General features: G+C 49.9%; 7 protein-coding genes. All 7 read right to left on the bottom strand.

What is annotated here, in order from left to right; translation table 11 throughout:
• Positions 1-3: 3 nt before the first annotated feature.
• Positions 4-2,883, bottom strand: a complete 2,880-nt coding sequence (locus ACO6VE_RS00990) for a DUF1601 domain-containing protein (RefSeq protein ID WP_422459240.1) — start codon at positions 2,881-2,883, stop codon at positions 4-6.
• A gap of 101 nt (positions 2,884-2,984) precedes the next feature.
• Positions 2,985-5,711, bottom strand: coding sequence for a DUF1601 domain-containing protein (locus tag ACO6VE_RS00985; protein WP_422459238.1), 2,727 nt, complete (start codon positions 5,709-5,711; stop codon positions 2,985-2,987).
• 49 nt (positions 5,712-5,760) lie between these two features.
• The gene (locus ACO6VE_RS00980) at positions 5,761-9,030 is read right to left on the bottom strand and encodes a DUF1601 domain-containing protein (protein WP_422459236.1); all 3,270 of its coding nucleotides are present in this window, start codon (positions 9,028-9,030) and stop codon (positions 5,761-5,763) included.
• Between the two features lie 234 nt (positions 9,031-9,264).
• Positions 9,265-11,538, bottom strand: a complete 2,274-nt coding sequence (locus ACO6VE_RS00975) for a DUF1601 domain-containing protein (RefSeq protein WP_422459234.1) — start codon at positions 11,536-11,538, stop codon at positions 9,265-9,267.
• Positions 11,460-12,437: a hypothetical protein gene (locus ACO6VE_RS00970; protein ID WP_422459232.1), complete on the bottom strand. Its 978-nt coding sequence runs from the start codon at positions 12,435-12,437 to the stop codon at positions 11,460-11,462. The genes ACO6VE_RS00975 and ACO6VE_RS00970 overlap by 79 nt, the downstream gene beginning before the upstream one ends.
• A gap of 145 nt (positions 12,438-12,582) precedes the next feature.
• A complete protein-coding gene (locus ACO6VE_RS00965; RefSeq protein ID WP_422459230.1) occupies positions 12,583-13,821 on the bottom strand; it encodes a hypothetical protein in 1,239 nt (412 codons plus the stop codon).
• Positions 13,822-14,042: 221 nt separating this feature from the next.
• Positions 14,043-17,039 (bottom strand): DUF1601 domain-containing protein, encoded by a 2,997-nt coding sequence (locus ACO6VE_RS00960; protein ID WP_422459228.1) that lies wholly within the window; start codon positions 17,037-17,039, stop codon positions 14,043-14,045.
• Positions 17,040-17,126 lie beyond the last annotated feature (87 nt).

Below are 17,126 nucleotides of genomic sequence, written 5' to 3'. Positions count from 1 at the left end.
CTGCTATTCTGTGCAGAAGTTCATTTTTCTGAAATGGTCTATCCTAGTCTTTATTTTATCAATACATAGTTGCATTAAATAATGGTTACAAAGTGTATTAGCCGGGATTTCAACGACCTCAAATCCTGCTTTTTGCAGTAGTGCGATTTTAAGCAGAGTCGAACCTTTCCTGGTTTTTAAATCACCGCGCACGTAATGGGACAGTCCCTGAACTTCAATCACAATGTTGTGATCTGGCAGTAGCAGGTCAACGGGAGGCAATGAGTTCAGGCTCTTTTCTTCTTCAATCTTCAAAGAGGGAATGCATGACTGGAGTTGATTGCGGAAGTCGGTTTGAGGTCTTGACCTGATGGTCTGGTAATGGGGGACGAACGAACACTGTCTCCCAAGCCAACTGGCGGCCATGGCAATGATGGATTGATCCTCTTCATTGTCTGTGGAGGTATTTTCCAGACGAGTAAACAGGTTATCCATGTGCTTTTCAAGTCCGTTATTTTTATTGGCATTGGAGGCCAGAGACAACCGGGCACAGCATACCATTACTCCCCAGAGTGACATCAATATATCTTGTTGAGAGAGCCGGGGGTTGTCACTGATTCGGTGGACAAGTGATTTGAACGTGGAGGTAAACAGGGGCAGCTCAACGAGCTCACCCAGCTTCGCCGTGGCCCACAGCAGGTTGGCGATTTCCTGTGGTTTAAAGTTGGTTTTCTGTGCATTCACGTAGGGCAACAGCGCAGCCACGGCTTCGTTGAGCTCAGCTGTCTGCTCCTGACTGTTGTCCACCAGTTTCGCCATGGCCCACAGCTGGTTGGCGATTTCCTGCGGTATAAAGTCAGCTTTCCGTGCGATCACGTGGGGCAACAGCGCGGCCACAGCCTCGTAGAACTCTGGTGTACACTCCTGCCCGTTATCCACCAGTTTCGCCATGGCCCACAGCAGGTTGGCGATTTCCTGTGGTTTAAAGCCAGCTTTCTGTGTAATCACGTGGGGCAACAGTGCGGCGACAGCCTCTTTAAACTCTGGTGTTTGCTCCTGCCCGTTATCCACCAGTTTCGCCAGAGCCCACAGCAGGTTGGCGATTTGCTGAGGAATAGGTTGGTCTTTCTGTGTTTTCACGTAGGGCAACAGCGCGGCCACGGCTTTGTTGAGCATTGGTATCTGCCCCGGGCCGTTGACAACCTTCGCCATGGCCCACAGCAGGTTGGCGATTTCCTGTGGTAAAAAGTCAGCTTTCCGTGCGATCACGTGGGGCAACAGCGCGGCCATTGCTTCGTTGAGCTCAGGTGTCCGCTCCTGGCCGTTGTCCGTCAGTTTCGCCATAGCCCACAGCAGGTTGGTGATACCCTGTAGTTTAAAGTTGGCTTTCTGTGCGTTCACGAGGTGCAACAACACGGCGACGGCCTCTTTGAACTCTGGCGTCAGTATTTGACCGTTGCCCACCAGTTTCGCCATGGCCCACAGCAGGTTAGCGATATGCTGAGGATTAAATTGGTCTTTCTGTACGTTCACGTGCGGCAACAGCGCGTGAACGACCGCGTTCAGCCCGGGTGTCCATTCCTGCCCGTTGTCCACCAGTTTCGCCACGACCCACAGCAGGTTGGCAATGCCCTGAGCATTAAATTGGCTTTTCTTTGCGTTCACTTGAGGCAACAGCACGGCCACGGCCTCTTTGAGCCCTTGTCTTTGCTCTTGACCGTTGTCCAGTAGTTTCGTCATTGCCCACAGCAGGCTGACGAGTTCCTGTGGCTTAAAGTTAGTTTTCTGTGCGTTTACGTGGGGTAACAGTGCGGCCACAGCCTGTTTGAGCCATGGTGTCTGTTGCTGCCCGTTGTCCACCAGTTTCGCCATGGCCCACAGCAGGTTGGCGATATGCTGAGGAATAAAATGGTCTTGCTGTGCGTTTATACAGGGCTGCAGAGCGGCCACGGCCTCGTTGAGCTCGGGTGTCCACTCCTGGCCGTTGTCCACCAGTTTCGCCACGGCCCACAGCAGGTTGGCGATATTCTGAGGACTCAACTGGTCTTTCTGGGCATTCACATGGGGCAACAGCGCGGCCACGGCCTTTTTGATCTCTGCTGTCTGCTCCTGACCGTTGTCCACCAGTTTTGCCATGGCCCACAGCAGGTTGGCGAGATGCTGAGGAATAAATTGGTCTTTCTTTACGCTCAGATGGGGCATCAGCGCAGCCACGGCCTGTTTGAGCTCTGGTGTCTGCTTCTGCCCGCTGTCCACCAGTTTCGCGATGGCCCATAGCAGGTTGGTGATTCCGATGGCATCAATATCCCTGGCTTGAGGTTTTTGATGGCACTTGAATATTAATACATCAAGAAGCGTTGACAATAAGGCAGTTTGAGTACGCTTAACACACTCATTCATAGGGTTATGAGGGGTAAAAATACCTGCTGAAGTCAATGAATGAAATGTTGTCGTCAGGCTTCGCCAATTCCAGCTTCGTTTTATGGTAAAATTTTGCAGAAAACGTATCAGCTGGCTTTGTTCTGCTCGATTTAACGGTCTTTTAACAGTTAACGTGTATTTTTTAATTGAACTGGCATATTGACCATGACACCTCCCATCATAGCGATGACCAAAACGTTCAGATTGACGCACCAGATTATCTATTATTTCCTGGTTGATGAGGGCGTAAAAACCCTGGGCCAGGTTTACTGAACGACACTGTAGATGTTGAGAAAGGCATACGGCAGTGGATCGGTAAAATTGATTACACCCCGGTGTAGTGCGTTGAGTATTATCCCACTGTCTGACTGTGGCGTGTCTGTATCGTCCACGCCTTGATGAAGCGGCACGGTCATCTTGTTGGTTGTGACCATTACCTGATCTTGCGTAATGACCACTGATACCAGCAGAGCTTTTATCCATAATTATATTTCATCAATTCATGAGAATATAAAAAGCAGACTTCGGTGCTGTTCAGAAGTTCATTTTGCTTAATCTGCCAAAGGATCACCTGTGGATACGGACTAAAGTCTGGAAGCTCCCTCCCTGGTCTTTATTTGATCAATACATGGTTTTATTGAATCCTGGTCCCAAACCGTGTTAGTAGGGATTTCAATGACCTCAAATCCTGCTTTCTTCAGCAGTGCGATTTTCAGCAGAGTCGAACCATTCCTGGTTTTGAAATCACCACTCACGTAATGAAACGGTCCCTGAATTTCAATAACAATGTTGTGATCTGGCAGTAGCAGGTCAACCGGAGGCAGCGAGTTCAGACACTTTTCTTCTTCAATTTTCAAAGAGGGAATGCATGATTTGAGTTGATCGCGGAATTCGGCTTGAGGTTGTGACATGGTGCGCAGGTAATGGGGGACGATCGGACACGTTCTCCCAAGCCAACTTGCGGCCAGGGCAATGATGGATTGTTCATCTTCATTGTTTGGGGCGGTATTTTCCAGACGAGTAAACAGATCATCTATGTACTTTTCAATCACGCTATTTTGATTGGCGTTGGAGATCAGGGACAACCTGGCACACCATACCATTACTCCCCATAGAGACATCAATATGTCTTGCTGAGAGAGCTGAGGGTTTTCACTGATTCGGTAGACAAGAGATTCGAATGTAGAAGTCACCATATTCAGCTCAAGGAGTTCACCCGGTTTCGCCATGGCCCACAGCAGATTGGCGATTTCCTGTGGATTAAAATGGGCTTTCAGTGCATTCACGAAGGGCAGCAGCGCGGCCATGGCCTCTTTCAACCTTGCTGTCTGCTCCTGCCCGTTGTCCGCCAGTTTCGCCGTGGCCCACAGCAGGTTGGCAATTTCCTGTGCGATAAAGTCAGCTTTCATGGCGTTCACGAGGGGCAATAGCACAGCCACGGCTTCGTTGAACTGCGCTGTCTGCTCCTGACCGTTGTCCACCAGTTTCGCTATGGCCCACAGCAGGTTGGCGATTTCCTGTGGTTTAAAGTCAGCTTTCTGTGCGATCACTTGGGGCAACAGCGCGGCTACAGCTTTGTAGAACTCTGGCGTCCACTCCTGTCCATTGTCCACCAGTTTCGCCATGGCCCACATCAAATTGGCGATATGCTGGGGAATAAATTGGTCTTTCTGTGCGTTCACGCAGGACAAAAGAGTGGCCACAGCCTCATTGAACTCTTGTGTCTTCTCCGGTCCGTTGTCCAACAGTTTCGCCAGGGCCCACAGCAGGTTGGCGACATGCTGAGGAATAAATTGGTCTTTCTGTGCCTTCACATAGGGCAACAGCGCAGTCATGGCTTCATTGAATTCGGGCACCCGCTCCTGCCCGTTGTCCGCCAGTTTCGCCATTGCCCACAGCAGGTTGGTGGTACCCTGTGGTTTAAAGTTAGCTTTCTGTACCTTCACATAGGGCAACAACGCGGTCACGGCTTCGTTGAGCTCGGGTGTCGGCTCCTGCCCGATGTCCGGCAGTTTCACCATAACCCAAAGCAGGTTGGCGATCCCCTGTGGTTTAAAGTTAGCTTTCTGTGCGTTCACGCAGGGCAACAACACGGCCACGGCTTCTTTGAATTCTGGTGTGCGCTTCAGGCCGTTGTCCACCAGTTTCACTATCGCCCACAGCAAGTTGGCGATGCCCTGGGGATTAAATTGGTCTTTCTGTGCGTTCACGTGGGGCAACAGCGCGTTCACGGCTGCATTGAACTCGGGCGTCCGTTTCTGGCCGTTGTCCGCCAGTTTCGCCATGGCCCACAGCAGGTTGGCGATGCGCTGGGCATTAAACTGGTCTTTCTGCGCATACACAAGAGGCAACAGCACGGCAACAGCCTCTTTGAGCCCTTGTGTTTGCCCTTGTCCGTTGTCCACCAGTTTCGCAATGGCCCAAAGCAGGTTGGTGATTTGCTGTAGGTTAAAGTCAGCTTTCTTTGCGTTCACCCGGTGCAACAGCGTGGCCACGGCCTCTTTGAGTCCTGGTATCCGCTCTTGCCCGTTGTCGACCAGTTTCGCCATGGACCACAACAGGTTGGTGATACCCTGTGGTTTAAAATTAGTTTTCAGTGCGTTTACGTGGGGCAACAGCGCGGCAACGGCTACGTTGAAATCTGTTGTTTGCGCCTGCCTGTTGTCCACCAGTTTTGCCATGGCCCATAGCAGGTTGGCGATTCCCATGTCATCAATATCCCTGGCTTGAGGTTTTTGGTTGCACTTGAATGTTATTGCATCAAGTAGCGTTGACAACAAGTGAGCTTGAGTAAGTTTAATACGCTCATCCATGGGTTTATGATGGGTAAACACGCCCGATGAAGTAAACGAATGAAATGTTGTCGTCAGGCTTCGCCAATTCCAGCTTCGTGTTGCGGTAAAATTTTGCAGCAAACGTATCAGCTGGCTTTGTTCAGCTCGATTTAACGGTCTTTTAGCAGCTGACGTGTATTTTTTAATTGAATTGGCATATTGCCCGTGATGTCTCCCATCATAGCGATGACCGAAATAATCCGATTTACTCACCAGATCATCCATTATTTCCTGTTTGATGAGGCCATTAAAATCTTGCGCAGGGTTTACTGAACGATGCTGTAGAGAAGAACATGCGCCAGAAGAATGGTAAAACTCGTTACGCTCCGGGGTAGAGCGGGGGGCATTATCCCACTGTCTGACTGTGGCATGTATATATCGTCCAAGCCTTGAAGAAGCGGCATGGTCATCTGGTTGGTTGTGACCATTACCTGGTCTTGCGTATTTACCACTGATACCAGCAGAGATTTTATGCATATATATTTCATTAATTCATGAGAATATAAAAAACAGACTGCTCTGCTGTTCAGAAGTTCATTTTATTGAAAATGTCTATCCTGGTCTTTATGTGATCAACACATAGTTTGATTAAATTCCGGTTCCAAAGCTGGTTAACCGGGATTTCAATGACCTCAAATCCTGCTTTTTGCAGCAGTGCGATTTTCAGCAGAGTCGAACCATTCCTGGTTGTGAAATCACCATTCACGTAATGAGTCGGTCCCTGAATTTCAATAACCATGTTGAGATCTGGCAGTAGCAGGTCAACCGGCGGTAATAGGTTCAGGCTCTTTTCTTGTACGATCTTCAAGGAGGGAATGTGTGATTGGAGCTGACCGCAGAAGTTAGTTTGAGGTGTTGACATGGTGGTCTGGTAATGGGGAACGACCGGACACTCTCTCCCAAGCCAACTTGCCGCCATGGCAATGATGGATAGATCCTCATCATTGTCTGGGGTGGCATTTTCCAGGCGAGTAAACAGGTCATCCATGTGCTGTTCAAGCACGTTATTTTTATTGGCAGTGGAGATCAGAGACAACCTGGCACAGCAAACCATTACTCCCCAGAGTGACATCAATATCGCTCGCTGAGAGAGTTGAGGGTTGTCGCTGATGCGGTAGACCAGCGATTCAAACATAGAGGAAACTGTGTTCAGGTTAATCAGTTCACCCAGTTTCGCCAGGGCCCACAGCAGATTGGCGATTTCCAGTGGTTTAAAGTTAGCTTTCTGTGCAATCGCGCTGGGCAACAGTGCGGCCACGGTCTCTATAAGATCTGGCGTCTGCTCCTGCCTGTTATCCACCAGTTTCACCATGGCCCACAGCAGGTTGGCAATACTCTGGGCATTAAACTGGTCTTTCTGTGCGTTCACGTGGGGCAGCAGCGCCGCCAGGGACTCGTTGAGCTCTGGTATCCACCCCTGCCCGCTGTCCACCAGTTTCGCCATGGCACACACCAGGATGGTGATTTCCGGTGGTTTAAAGTTAGCTTTCTGTCTGTTTACCAGGGGCAACAGCGCGGCCACAGCTTCTTTGAACGCTGGTGTCCACTCCTGCCCGTTGTCCACCAGTTTTACGATGGCCCACAGCAGGTTGGTGATTTCCTGTGGTTTAAAGTCAGCTTTCTGTGCAATTACGTGGAGCAACAGGGCAACCACTGGCTCTTTGAACTCTGGTGTCTGCTCCTGCCCGTTGTCCACCAGTTTTGCCATGGCCCACAGCAGGTTGGCGATATGCTGAGGAATAAATTGGTCTTTCAGTGCGTTCACGCGGGGAAACAGCGCGGCCACACCCTCGTTGAGTTCGGATGTTCGCTCCTGTCCATGCTCAACCAGTTTCGCCACGGCCCACAGCAGATTGACGATGCCTTGCGCATTAAATTGTTCTTTCTGTGCGTTCAAATGAGGCAACAGCGTGGCCACGGCGTCTTTAAGCCCTTGTGTTCGCTCCTGTCCGTTGTCCACCAGTTTCGCCATGGCCCACAGCAGGTTGCTGATTTGCTGTGGGGTAAGGTTGGCTTTCTGTGCGTTCACATGTGGCAATATTGTGGCTACAGCCTCTTTGAGCCCTGGTACCTGCTCTTGCCCGTTGTCCACCAGTTTCGCCATGGCCCACAGCAGGTTGGCGATACCCTGTGGTTTAAAGTTAGCTTTCTGAGCGTTTACGCAGGGCCACAGAGCGACCAGAGCCTCTTTCAGCCCCGGTATTTGCTCCTGCCTTTTCTCCACCAGTTTCGCCATGGCCCACAGTAGGTTGGCGATATCCTGCGGATTAAATTGGCCTTTCTGCGTGTTCACACAGGGCAACAGCGCGGACACGGCCTTGTTGAAAGCTGGTGTCTGCTCCTGGCTGTTGTCCACCAGTTTTGCAATGGCCCAGAGCAAGTTGGCGACTCCCCGCGGAAAAAATTGGTCTTTGTGTCTGTTCACGTTGGGCAACAGCGCAGCTATGGCCTCTTTCAGTCGAGGTGTCCGTTCCTGCCCGTTGTCCACCAGTTTCGCCATGGCCCACAGAAGGTTGGTGATTTCCTGCAGATTGAAGTTAGCTTTCTGTGCGTTCACCTGAGACAACACCGCGGCCACGGCCCTTTTGAGCTCTCGTGTTTGCTCCTGCCCGTTGTCCACCAGTTTTGCCATGGCCCACAGCAGATTGGCGATTTCCTGTCGTTTAAAGTTGGCTTTCTGTGCATTTACATTGGGCAACAGCGCAACCACGGCCTCTTTTAACTCTGGTGTCAGCCCCTGCTTGTTGTCCACAAGTTTTGCTATGGCCCACAGCAGGTTGGCGATATGTTGAGGAATAAATTGGTTTTTCTGAGCGTTCACGCAGGGCAGCAGGGCGGCCAGGGCCTTGTTGAGCTCTGGTATTCGCTCCAGTCCGTTGTCCACCAGTTTCGCCATGGCCCACAGAATGTTCGTAATATTCTGGCCAGTAAATTGGTTTTTCTGTGCGTTCAAACAGGGCAACAGCGAAGCAAGGGCCGCTTTGAACTCTGGTGTCTGTTCCTGCCCGTTGTCCACCAGTTTTGCCAGGGCCCAGAACAGGTTGGCAATATGCTGAGGAATAAATTGGTCTTTCTGTGCGCTCATCCAGGGTAACAGTGTGGCTACGGCCTCGTTGAACTCTGGTATCCAAGCCTGCCCGTTGCCCACCAGTTTCGCCATGGCCCACAACAGGTTGGCGATACCTCGGGCATCAATTTCCCTGGCTTGAGGCATTTGATTGCACTTGAATATTATGGCATCCAGTAGAGAGGACAATAAGGCCGTTTGAGTGAGCTGAACATGCTCATTCATTGGGTTATGAGGGGTAAAAACACCCGCTGAAGTCAATGAATGAATTGTTGTCGTCAGGCTTAGCCAATTCCAGCTGCGCGTTACGGTAAAATTTTGCAGCAAACGAATCAGCTGGCTTTGTTCCGCTGGATTTAACGGTCGTTTAGCTGCTGACGTGTATTTTTTAATTGAACTGGCATAGTAACCATGATCTCTCCCATCATAGCGATGGCCGAAGCGAGCCGATTTACTCACCAGACCAGCCATTATTTCCTGTTTGATAAGGGCATTAAAATCTTGGGCAGGGTTTACTGAACGGCTCTGTAGATATTGAGAAGAGCGTGCGCCAGAAGCACGGTAAAATTTATTACTCCCCGGAGTAGTGGGGCGGGGGTTATCCCACGGTCTGACTGCAGAATGTTTATATCGCCCACGCCTTGAAGAAGAGGCCTGGTCATCCGGGCGGTTATAACCATTAGCTGATCTTGCGTATTTACCACTGATACCAGCAGAGCTTCTATCCATAATTATATTTCATTGATTCATGAAAATATAAACAACAGACTGCTGTTCTGTTCAGAAGTTCATTTTGTTGAAATGGCCTATGAACGTAAACGAGTGGGGAAACCATCTACTTGCAAATCATCCGAGAGAAACAGTTACAACCTGTATTTTGGTTTGTCTGTTTGCTCCTCTAAATATTCTCAGGCAGTTAAATAACTGTGATCTGAGAGTTGCCATCTTTTATCGGCAGTCATGTTAGCCCAATCTGTCTCCCTCGCTGTTAAGTGATACAGTGCCCTGTCCCTTGAGCGGGACGTCTACCCTGGTTCTTATTTGATCAATGTATGGTTTCATTAAATCCGGTTTCCAAATTGTGTTAGCCGGGATTTCAATAACCTCAAATCCTGCCTTTTGCAGCAGTGCGATTTTCAGCATAGTCGCACCATTTCTGGTTTTGAAATCATCACTCACGTAATGAAACTGTCCCTGAACTTCAATAACGATGTTGTGATCCGGCAGAATCAGGTCAACCGGCGGTAAAGAGTTCAGACTCTTTTCTTCTTCAATCTTCAAAGAGGGAATGCATGATTGGAGTTGATCGCGGAAGTCGGTTTGAGGTTTTGACATGGTTGTCTGGTAATGAGGGGTGACCGGACACGCTCTCCCAAGCCAACTTGCGGCCATGGCAATGATGGATAGATCCTCTTCATTGTCTGTGGGTGTATTTTCCAGGCGAGTAAACAGGTGATCCATGTGCTGTTCAAGCACGTTATTTTTATAGGTATTGGAGGTCAGATACAACCGGGCACAGCAGACCATTACACCCCAGAGAGACATCGATATCTCTTGCTGTGAGAACTGAGGGTTGTCACTGATTCGGCGGACAAGCGATTCGAACGTAGAGGTAAGCACGTTCAGCTCAACGAGATTACCCAGTTTCGCCATGGCCATCAGCAGGTTGGCAATACCTTGTGGTTTAAAGTTAGCCTGCTGTGCGCTCACGCGGGGCAACAGCACGGCTACCGCCTCTTTGAGCCCTGATGTCTGTTCCTGCCCGTTGTCCACCAGTTTCGCCATGGCCCACAGCAGGTTGGCGATACCCTGAGGAATAAATGGGTCTTTATGTGCGTTTACCTGCGGCAATAGCGTGGCAATGGCCCCGTTGAGCGCTGGTGTCCGCTCCTGCCCGTTGTCTACCAGTTTCGCCATGGCCCACAGCAGGTTGGCGATTTCCTGTGCTTTGAAGTTAGCTTTCTGAGCGCTCACATGGGGCAATAACGTGGCCACAGTCTTGTTGAACTCTGGAGTTCGCCTCTGTCCGCTGTCCGTCAGTTTTGCCATGACCCAAAACAGGTTGGCGATTTCCTGTGGTTTAAAGTCAGCTTTCTGTGTGTTCACCCGGTGCAACAGCGCGGCCACGGCCTCGTCAAACTCTGGTGTCCGCTTCTGGCCTTTGTCCACCAGTTTCGCCATGGCCCAGAGCAGGTTGGCGATATGTTGAGGAATAAATTGGTCTTTCAGTGTCTTCACGGGGAGCAACAGCGCGGCTACGGCCTCGTTCAGCTTTGGTGTCCGGTTTTGTCCACTGTCCACCAGTTTCGCCATGGCCCAGAGCAGGTTGGCGATATGTTGAGGAATAAATTGGTCTTTCAGTGTCTTCACGGGGAGCAACAACGCGGCTACGGCCTTGTTCAGCTTTGGTGTCCGGTCTTGTCCACTGTCCACCAGTTTCGCCATGGCCCAGAGCAGGTTGGCGATACCCTGTGGTTTGAAATTAGCTTTTTGTACGATCACGCAGGTCAACAGCGCAGCCAGGGTTTTGTTGAACTCTGGTGTCTGCTCGTGCCCGTTGTCCGCCAGTTTCGCCATGGCCCATAGCAGGTTGGTGGTTTGCTGAGGTATAAATTGATCTTTCTGTACTTTCACGCAGGGCAAAAGCGCGGCCACGGCCTGGTTGAGTTCTGGTGTCTGCTCCTGCCCGTTGTCCACCAGTTTTGCCATGGCCCACAGCAGGTTGGAGATTCCCTGGGCATTAAACTGGTCGGTCTGTGCGTTCACGTTGGGCAACAGCGTGGCCACAGCTTTTTTAAGCCCCGGTGTCTGCTCCTGTCCGTTGTCCACCAGTTTCGCCACGGCCCACAGCAGGTTGACGATTTGCTGTGGTATAAATTGGTCTTTCCTTGCGTTCACGTAAGGCAGCAGACCGACCACAGTCTTGTTGAACTCTGGCATCTGCTCCTGCAGGTTGTCCACCAGTTTCGCCATGGCCCACAACAGGATGGTGAAATGTTGAGGTATAAATTGATCTTTCTTTGCGTTCACGTGGGGCAGCAGCGCGGCCACAGCTTTTTTAAGCCCCGGTGTCTGCTCCTGCCCGTTCTCCACCAGTTTCGCCACGGCCCACAGCAAGTTGGCGATTCCCTGGTCATTAAATTGGTTTTTATGTGCGTTCACGTGGGGCAGCAGCGCGGCCACAGCCTTTTTAAGCCCCGGTGTCTGTTCATGTCCGTTATCCACCAGTTTCGCCATGCCCACAGCAGGCTGGCGATATGCTGAGGATCAAATTGGTCTTTCTTTGGGTTCACTTGAGGCAACAGCGCGGCCACGGCCTCATTGAACTCGGGTGTCCGCTCCTGCCCGTTGTCCACCAGTTTCGCCATGGCCCACAGCAGGTTGGCGATACCCTGGGCATTAAATTGCTTTCTCTGTGCGATTACATGGGGTAACAGTGCGGCCATGGCCTCTTGGAACTCTGGTGTCCACTCCGGCCCGTTGTCCACCAGTTTCGCCATGGCCCACAGCAGGTTAGCGATTCCCTGGGAATCTATATCCCTGACTTCGGGTTTTTGGTTGCACTTGAATATGATTGCATCCAGTAGCGTGGACAATAAGGTCGTTTGAGTGAGCTGAACACGCCTATCCACGGGGCTATGAGGGGTAAATACACCCGCTGAAGTAAATGAATGAAGTGTTGTCGTCAGACTTCGCCAATGCCAACGTCGTGTTGCGGTAAATGTTTGCAGAAAATTTATTAACTGGCTTTGTTCAGCCCGATTTAACGGCCTTTTAGAAACTGACGTGTATTTTTTAATTGAATTGGCATATTGGCTGTGAGGTCTCCCATTATAGCGATCACCGAAACGATTCGATTTACTCACCAGACCAGCCATTATTTCGTGGTTGATTAGGGCATTAAAATTCTGAGCAGGGTTTACTGAACGGTGCAGTAGATAATGAGAAGAAGATGCGCCAGCAGAATGATAACATTCATTACGCCCGGGGGTAGTGCGGGTGGAATTATGCCATTGTTTGACGGTGGCATGTCTATACCGCCCGGACCTTGAAGAAGTGGTACAGTTTTCCGGTTGGTTATAATCATTACCCGGCCCTGCGTATTGACCACTGATGCCAGCAGAGGTTCTATACATAATTATATTTCATCAATTCATGAAAATATAAAAAGCAGACTGCTGTTCTGTTCAGAAGTTCATTTTACTGAAATATCTATAAAAGCGTGTTTGAGTAATGCAGAGTCCGACCATCAGCCGAGTGTGTCTTGGTGGCTGTCCAGATTCACCGGGAAGCTTCTGAACCATCCGTATCGTGGCGATAGACATGCCAGCAATTTAGCTCCAGGTTATGTTTTGCGACCTCATATTTGATGTTATCGAAGGATTTAATCCTCTCGTTCAGTGTCATGCTTTTAAGAGAACAATTGAAGATATAATCCGGCGTGTATTGCCAAGGTACTAAACCAATTTCCTGTTGACGATATTCTGTATTTATGGAGGTCAAAGATAGATAATGATCCCGCTGTGCAGGAAGTTTTGCCAGCAACTGGTTTAACCGGTAGATATCAGCGTTTTCTGCGTTCATTTCTGCGGCTTTTGCCTGGCGAAGGGGTTGTGTCTCAAGCTCCTCCAGCGTAGAGCTCTGCGCGAGCGCGTGGTAATGTTTGGTGTACACCAGCTCCGGGGGAATATATTGCTGGGGTGAGGATACGTCCGGGTCTTCGGTGATCAGGACAAAACAACCAGGGTTGTTTTTTATGAGTGTGGTGAGATAAAACTCAGTTTGCCCCTGGGCAATCTCTTTGCAAAGTTGCATTTCTTCCGAAGGCAAGCCGGTAAAAGCGTGTATCGCGGTAAATAAAGTGGTTGCAGGATTAGCGCCAGCAATTTCCTGAGCCGGAATTATGTTAATGGGCTGTGGATCGTCACAAAAAGTTCCATCGCAATTAGCGTAAGCATTTTTGATATCTACAGGAACTACTTTGATCCGGGGGTACAGCTCTTTGAGATAGTTTTGCATTAACAGGGATATTGCTCCGAAACCACAGCCAATATCAACAATGTATTCGATGTCGCTGTTTTTGCTTAAAAAATCAACCAGGAAGCTGAAGTTATGGAATTCTATATGGCTTTTGTATTCCTCTAGAGCCCAATCAACAAATGCTTGCGAAGCATCCAGTGTCATCAGTTGCTGGTTGCCAATCCGGACAGTTTTCGGTTGAGCCGTATCCGATACATTGGCATAGCTCACACAACAATTGCGCCGGGGATTATTATCCATGTGGGCTGCTACCCAGTAAATTTCAGGTGACGACGCAGAATGAGGGTTCAAGCCAGTAATGGTTCGGTTGGAAAGACTGGCGGGATGTTGTTCCTGAATTCCATCGCCGTCGGTTGTCAATTGTGGGGCGATGTTAAGTTTTTGCCCGACATGATCAGGTTGGTCAGGGAGAGTTTCTCTGGTAAATCCCTGTTGTGTCGTCGGAGCCTGTAAATTATCAGTGACCATACTTCTAATCATTACATTTCTCCTTGTTGATGAGTCATCAATAAGATCAAACAGTTTATTCAGCTTGAGCCTGTGCTTACTTATTAAGATCGAAGTACTGGTCATTAGTTCAATCCATCTACTTGAAAATCATTCGGAGCGAGACAAACAGTGTCTACCTGTATTCTGGTTTGTCTGTTTGCTCTTCTGAATGTTGTTTGACGATTGAGTAACGATTCTATTTGGTCAACTACTTACCTCTGTAACAAGATGTTGACCCTGGTCTTTATTTGATCAATACAGGGCTTTAATAAATCCCGGTTACAAAGCGTGTTAGTCGGAACTTCAATGACTTCAAATCCTGCTTTTTTCAGCAGTGCAATTTTAAGCAGAGTCGAACCCTTCCTGGTTTTGAAATCACTACTCACGTAATGAGTCGGTCCCTGAATTTCAATAACAATGTTGTGATCTGGCAGTAGCAGGTCAACCGGCGATAATGAGTTCAGGCTCTTTTCCTCTTCAATCTTCAAAGATGGCATGCATAATTGGAGTTGATTGCGAAAGTCGGCTTGAGGTTTTGAAATATTTGTCCGGTAATGGGGGACGACCGGGCAGGCTTTACCAAGCCAGCTTGCGGCCATGGCAATGATGCGTTGATCCTCTTCATTGTCCGGGGATGTATTTTTCAGGCGAGAAAAAAGTTCATCCATGTGTTTTTCAAGCACGTTATTTTTATTGGTATTGGAGTCTAGAGACAACCTCGCACAGCACACCATTACTCCCCAGAGAGACATCAATATCTCTTGTTGAGAAAACTGAGGGTTTTCACTGATTCGGTAGACAAGCGATTCGAACATAAATGTAACCACGTTCAGTTCAACGAACTCACCCAGGCTCGCCATGGCCCACAACAGGTTGGCGATACCCTGGGTATTAAATTGGTCTTTCTGTGCGTTCACATGGGGTAACAGCGCGGCCACGGCCTCTTTCATCTCTGGTGTCTGCTCCTGCCCGCTGTCCATCAGTTTCACCATGGCCCACAGCATGTTGGTGATACCCTGGGTACTAAACTGGCCTTTCTGTGCGTTCACGTGGGGCAACAGCGCGGCCACGGCCTCTTTGAACTCTGGTGTCCACTCCTGCCCGTTGTCCACCAGTTTCGCAATGGCCCACAACAGGTTGGCAATATGCTGGGCATTAAATTGGCCTTTCTGTGCGTTCACGAGGGGCAACAGCGCAACCACGGCCTCTTTGAACGCTGGTGTCTGCTTCTGCCTGTTGTTCACCAGTTTCGCCATGGCCCACAGCAGGATAGTGATTTGCTGAGGAAAAAATTGGTATTTCTGTGCTTTCACGTGGGGTAACAGGGCGGCCACTGCCTTTTTGAACGCTGATGTCTGCTCCTGTCCGTTGTCCACCAGTTTTGCCATGGCCCACAGCAGGTTGGCGACTTCCAGTGGTTTAAAGTTAGCTTTCTGTGCCAGCACGTGGGGCAACAGCGCGACCAGAGTCTCTCTGAACTCGGGTGTCTGCTCCTGCCCGTTGTCCGTCACTTTCGCCATGGCCCACAGCAGGTTGGCGATACTATGGGCATTAAATTGGTTTTTCTGTGCTTTCACGTGGGGCAACAACGCGGCCACAGCCTCGTTGAGTCCGGGTGCCCGTTCCTGCCCGTTGCCCACCAGCTTCGCCATGGCCCACAGCAGGTGGGTGATTTCCTGTGGTTTAAAGTCAGCTTTCTGTGCGATTACATGGGGCAACAGCGCGGCCACGGCCTCTTTGAGTTCTGGTGTCTGCTGCTGCCCGTTGTCCACCAGTTTCGCCATGGCCCACAACAGGTTGGCGATTTCCTGTGGTTTAAAGTCAGCTTTCTCCATGTTCACGTGGGATAACAGCGCGGTCACGGCCTCGTTGAGCTCGGGTGTCTGCTCCTGTCCGTTGTTTACCAGTTTCGCCATGGCCCACAGCAGGTTGGCGATTTCCTGTGGTTTAAAGTTAGCTTTCGGTGCGCTCACGTGGGGTAACAGCACAGCCACAGCCTCTTTGAACTCTGGTGTCTGCTTCTGCCCGTTATCCACCAGTTTCGCTGTGGCCCACAGCAGGTTGGCGATTCCCTGAGGAAGAAATTGGTCTTTCTGTGCTTTAACGTGGGGCAACAGCGCGGCCACCGCTTCTATAAGCTCTGGTGTCCACTCCCCGTTGTGCACCAGTTTCGCTGTGGCCCACAGCAGATTGACGATTTCCTGTGGTTTAAAGTTAGCTTCCTGTATGTTCCCGTGGGACAACAGTGCGGCCACGGCCTCTTTGAGCCCTGGTGTCTGCTCTGGCTTGTTGTACAGTAGTTTCGCCATAGCCCACACCAGGTTGGCGATTTCCTGTGGTTTAAAGTTAGCTTTCTGTGCGTTCACATGGGGCAACAGCGCGGCCACGGCCCCGTTGAACTCTGGCGTCCACTGTTGCCCACTGCCCACCAGTTTTGCCATTGCCCACAGCAGGTTGGTGATTTCCTGTGGTATAAAGTGAGCTTTCTCCGCGTGTAAGTGGGGCAACAGCGCAACCACGGCCTCTTTGAGTTCTGGTGTTAGCTCCTGCCCGTTGGCCACCAGTTTTGCCATGGCCCAGAGCATGTTGGTGATTTCCTGGGCTTCAATATCCCCGGCTTGAAGTTTTTTGCTGCACTTGAATATTATTGCATCAAGTATCGTTGATAATAAGGCTGCTTGAGTAAGCTTGACACGCTCATCCATGGGTTGATGAGGGGTAAAAACACCCGCTGAAGTCAATGAATGAAGTGTTGTCGTCAGGCTTCGCCAATTCCAACTCCGTGTTGCGGTAAAATTTTGCAGCAGTTGAATCAGCTGGCTTTGTTCAGCCTGATTTAACGGTCTTTTAGCAGCTAACGAGTATTTTTTAATTAAACTGGCATATTTCCCGTGATGTCTCCCATCATAGCGGTGACCGAAACGATTCGATTTACTCAGCAGATCATCCATTATTTCCTGTTTAATCAGGGCATTGAATTCTTGAGCAGGGTTTACTGAGCGGCATAGTAGATAATGAGAAGGACATGCGCCAGAAGAATTATAAAATTGATCACGACCGGAGGGCGTGCGGGGAGGATTATCCCATTGTCTGACTGTGGCATGTCTATATCGCCCGGGCCTTGAAGAAGCGGCATGGTTTTCCGGTTGGCTGTAATCATTACCTGGTCTTGCGTATTGACCACTGATGCCAGCAGAGGGTCTATGCATAATTATATTTCATCAATTCATGAAAATATAAAAGGCTGACTGCTGTGCTGTTCAGAAGTTCATTTTCCTGGAATGTGAACACGGTTC

Source organism: Endozoicomonas sp. ALB115 (assembly GCF_049310245.1).
GTDB lineage: Bacteria > Pseudomonadota > Gammaproteobacteria > Pseudomonadales > Endozoicomonadaceae > Endozoicomonas.
This window is presented reverse-complemented; position numbering and strand designations above follow the sequence as displayed.

Coding starts and splice junctions, on each gene's coding strand:
- ACO6VE_RS00990 (WP_422459240.1), bottom strand. CDS start 2,883: ATGGATAAAAGCTCTGCTGGTATCAGTGGTCATTACGCAAGATCAGGT.
- ACO6VE_RS00985 (WP_422459238.1), bottom strand. CDS start 5,711: ATGCATAAAATCTCTGCTGGTATCAGTGGTAAATACGCAAGACCAGGT.
- ACO6VE_RS00980 (WP_422459236.1), bottom strand. CDS start 9,030: ATGGATAGAAGCTCTGCTGGTATCAGTGGTAAATACGCAAGATCAGCT.
- ACO6VE_RS00975 (WP_422459234.1), bottom strand. CDS start 11,538: ATGGCGAAACTGGTGGATAACGGACATGAACAGACACCGGGGCTTAAA.
- ACO6VE_RS00970 (WP_422459232.1), bottom strand. CDS start 12,437: ATGTATAGAACCTCTGCTGGCATCAGTGGTCAATACGCAGGGCCGGGT.
- ACO6VE_RS00965 (WP_422459230.1), bottom strand. CDS start 13,821: ATGATTAGAAGTATGGTCACTGATAATTTACAGGCTCCGACGACACAA.
- ACO6VE_RS00960 (WP_422459228.1), bottom strand. CDS start 17,039: ATGCATAGACCCTCTGCTGGCATCAGTGGTCAATACGCAAGACCAGGT.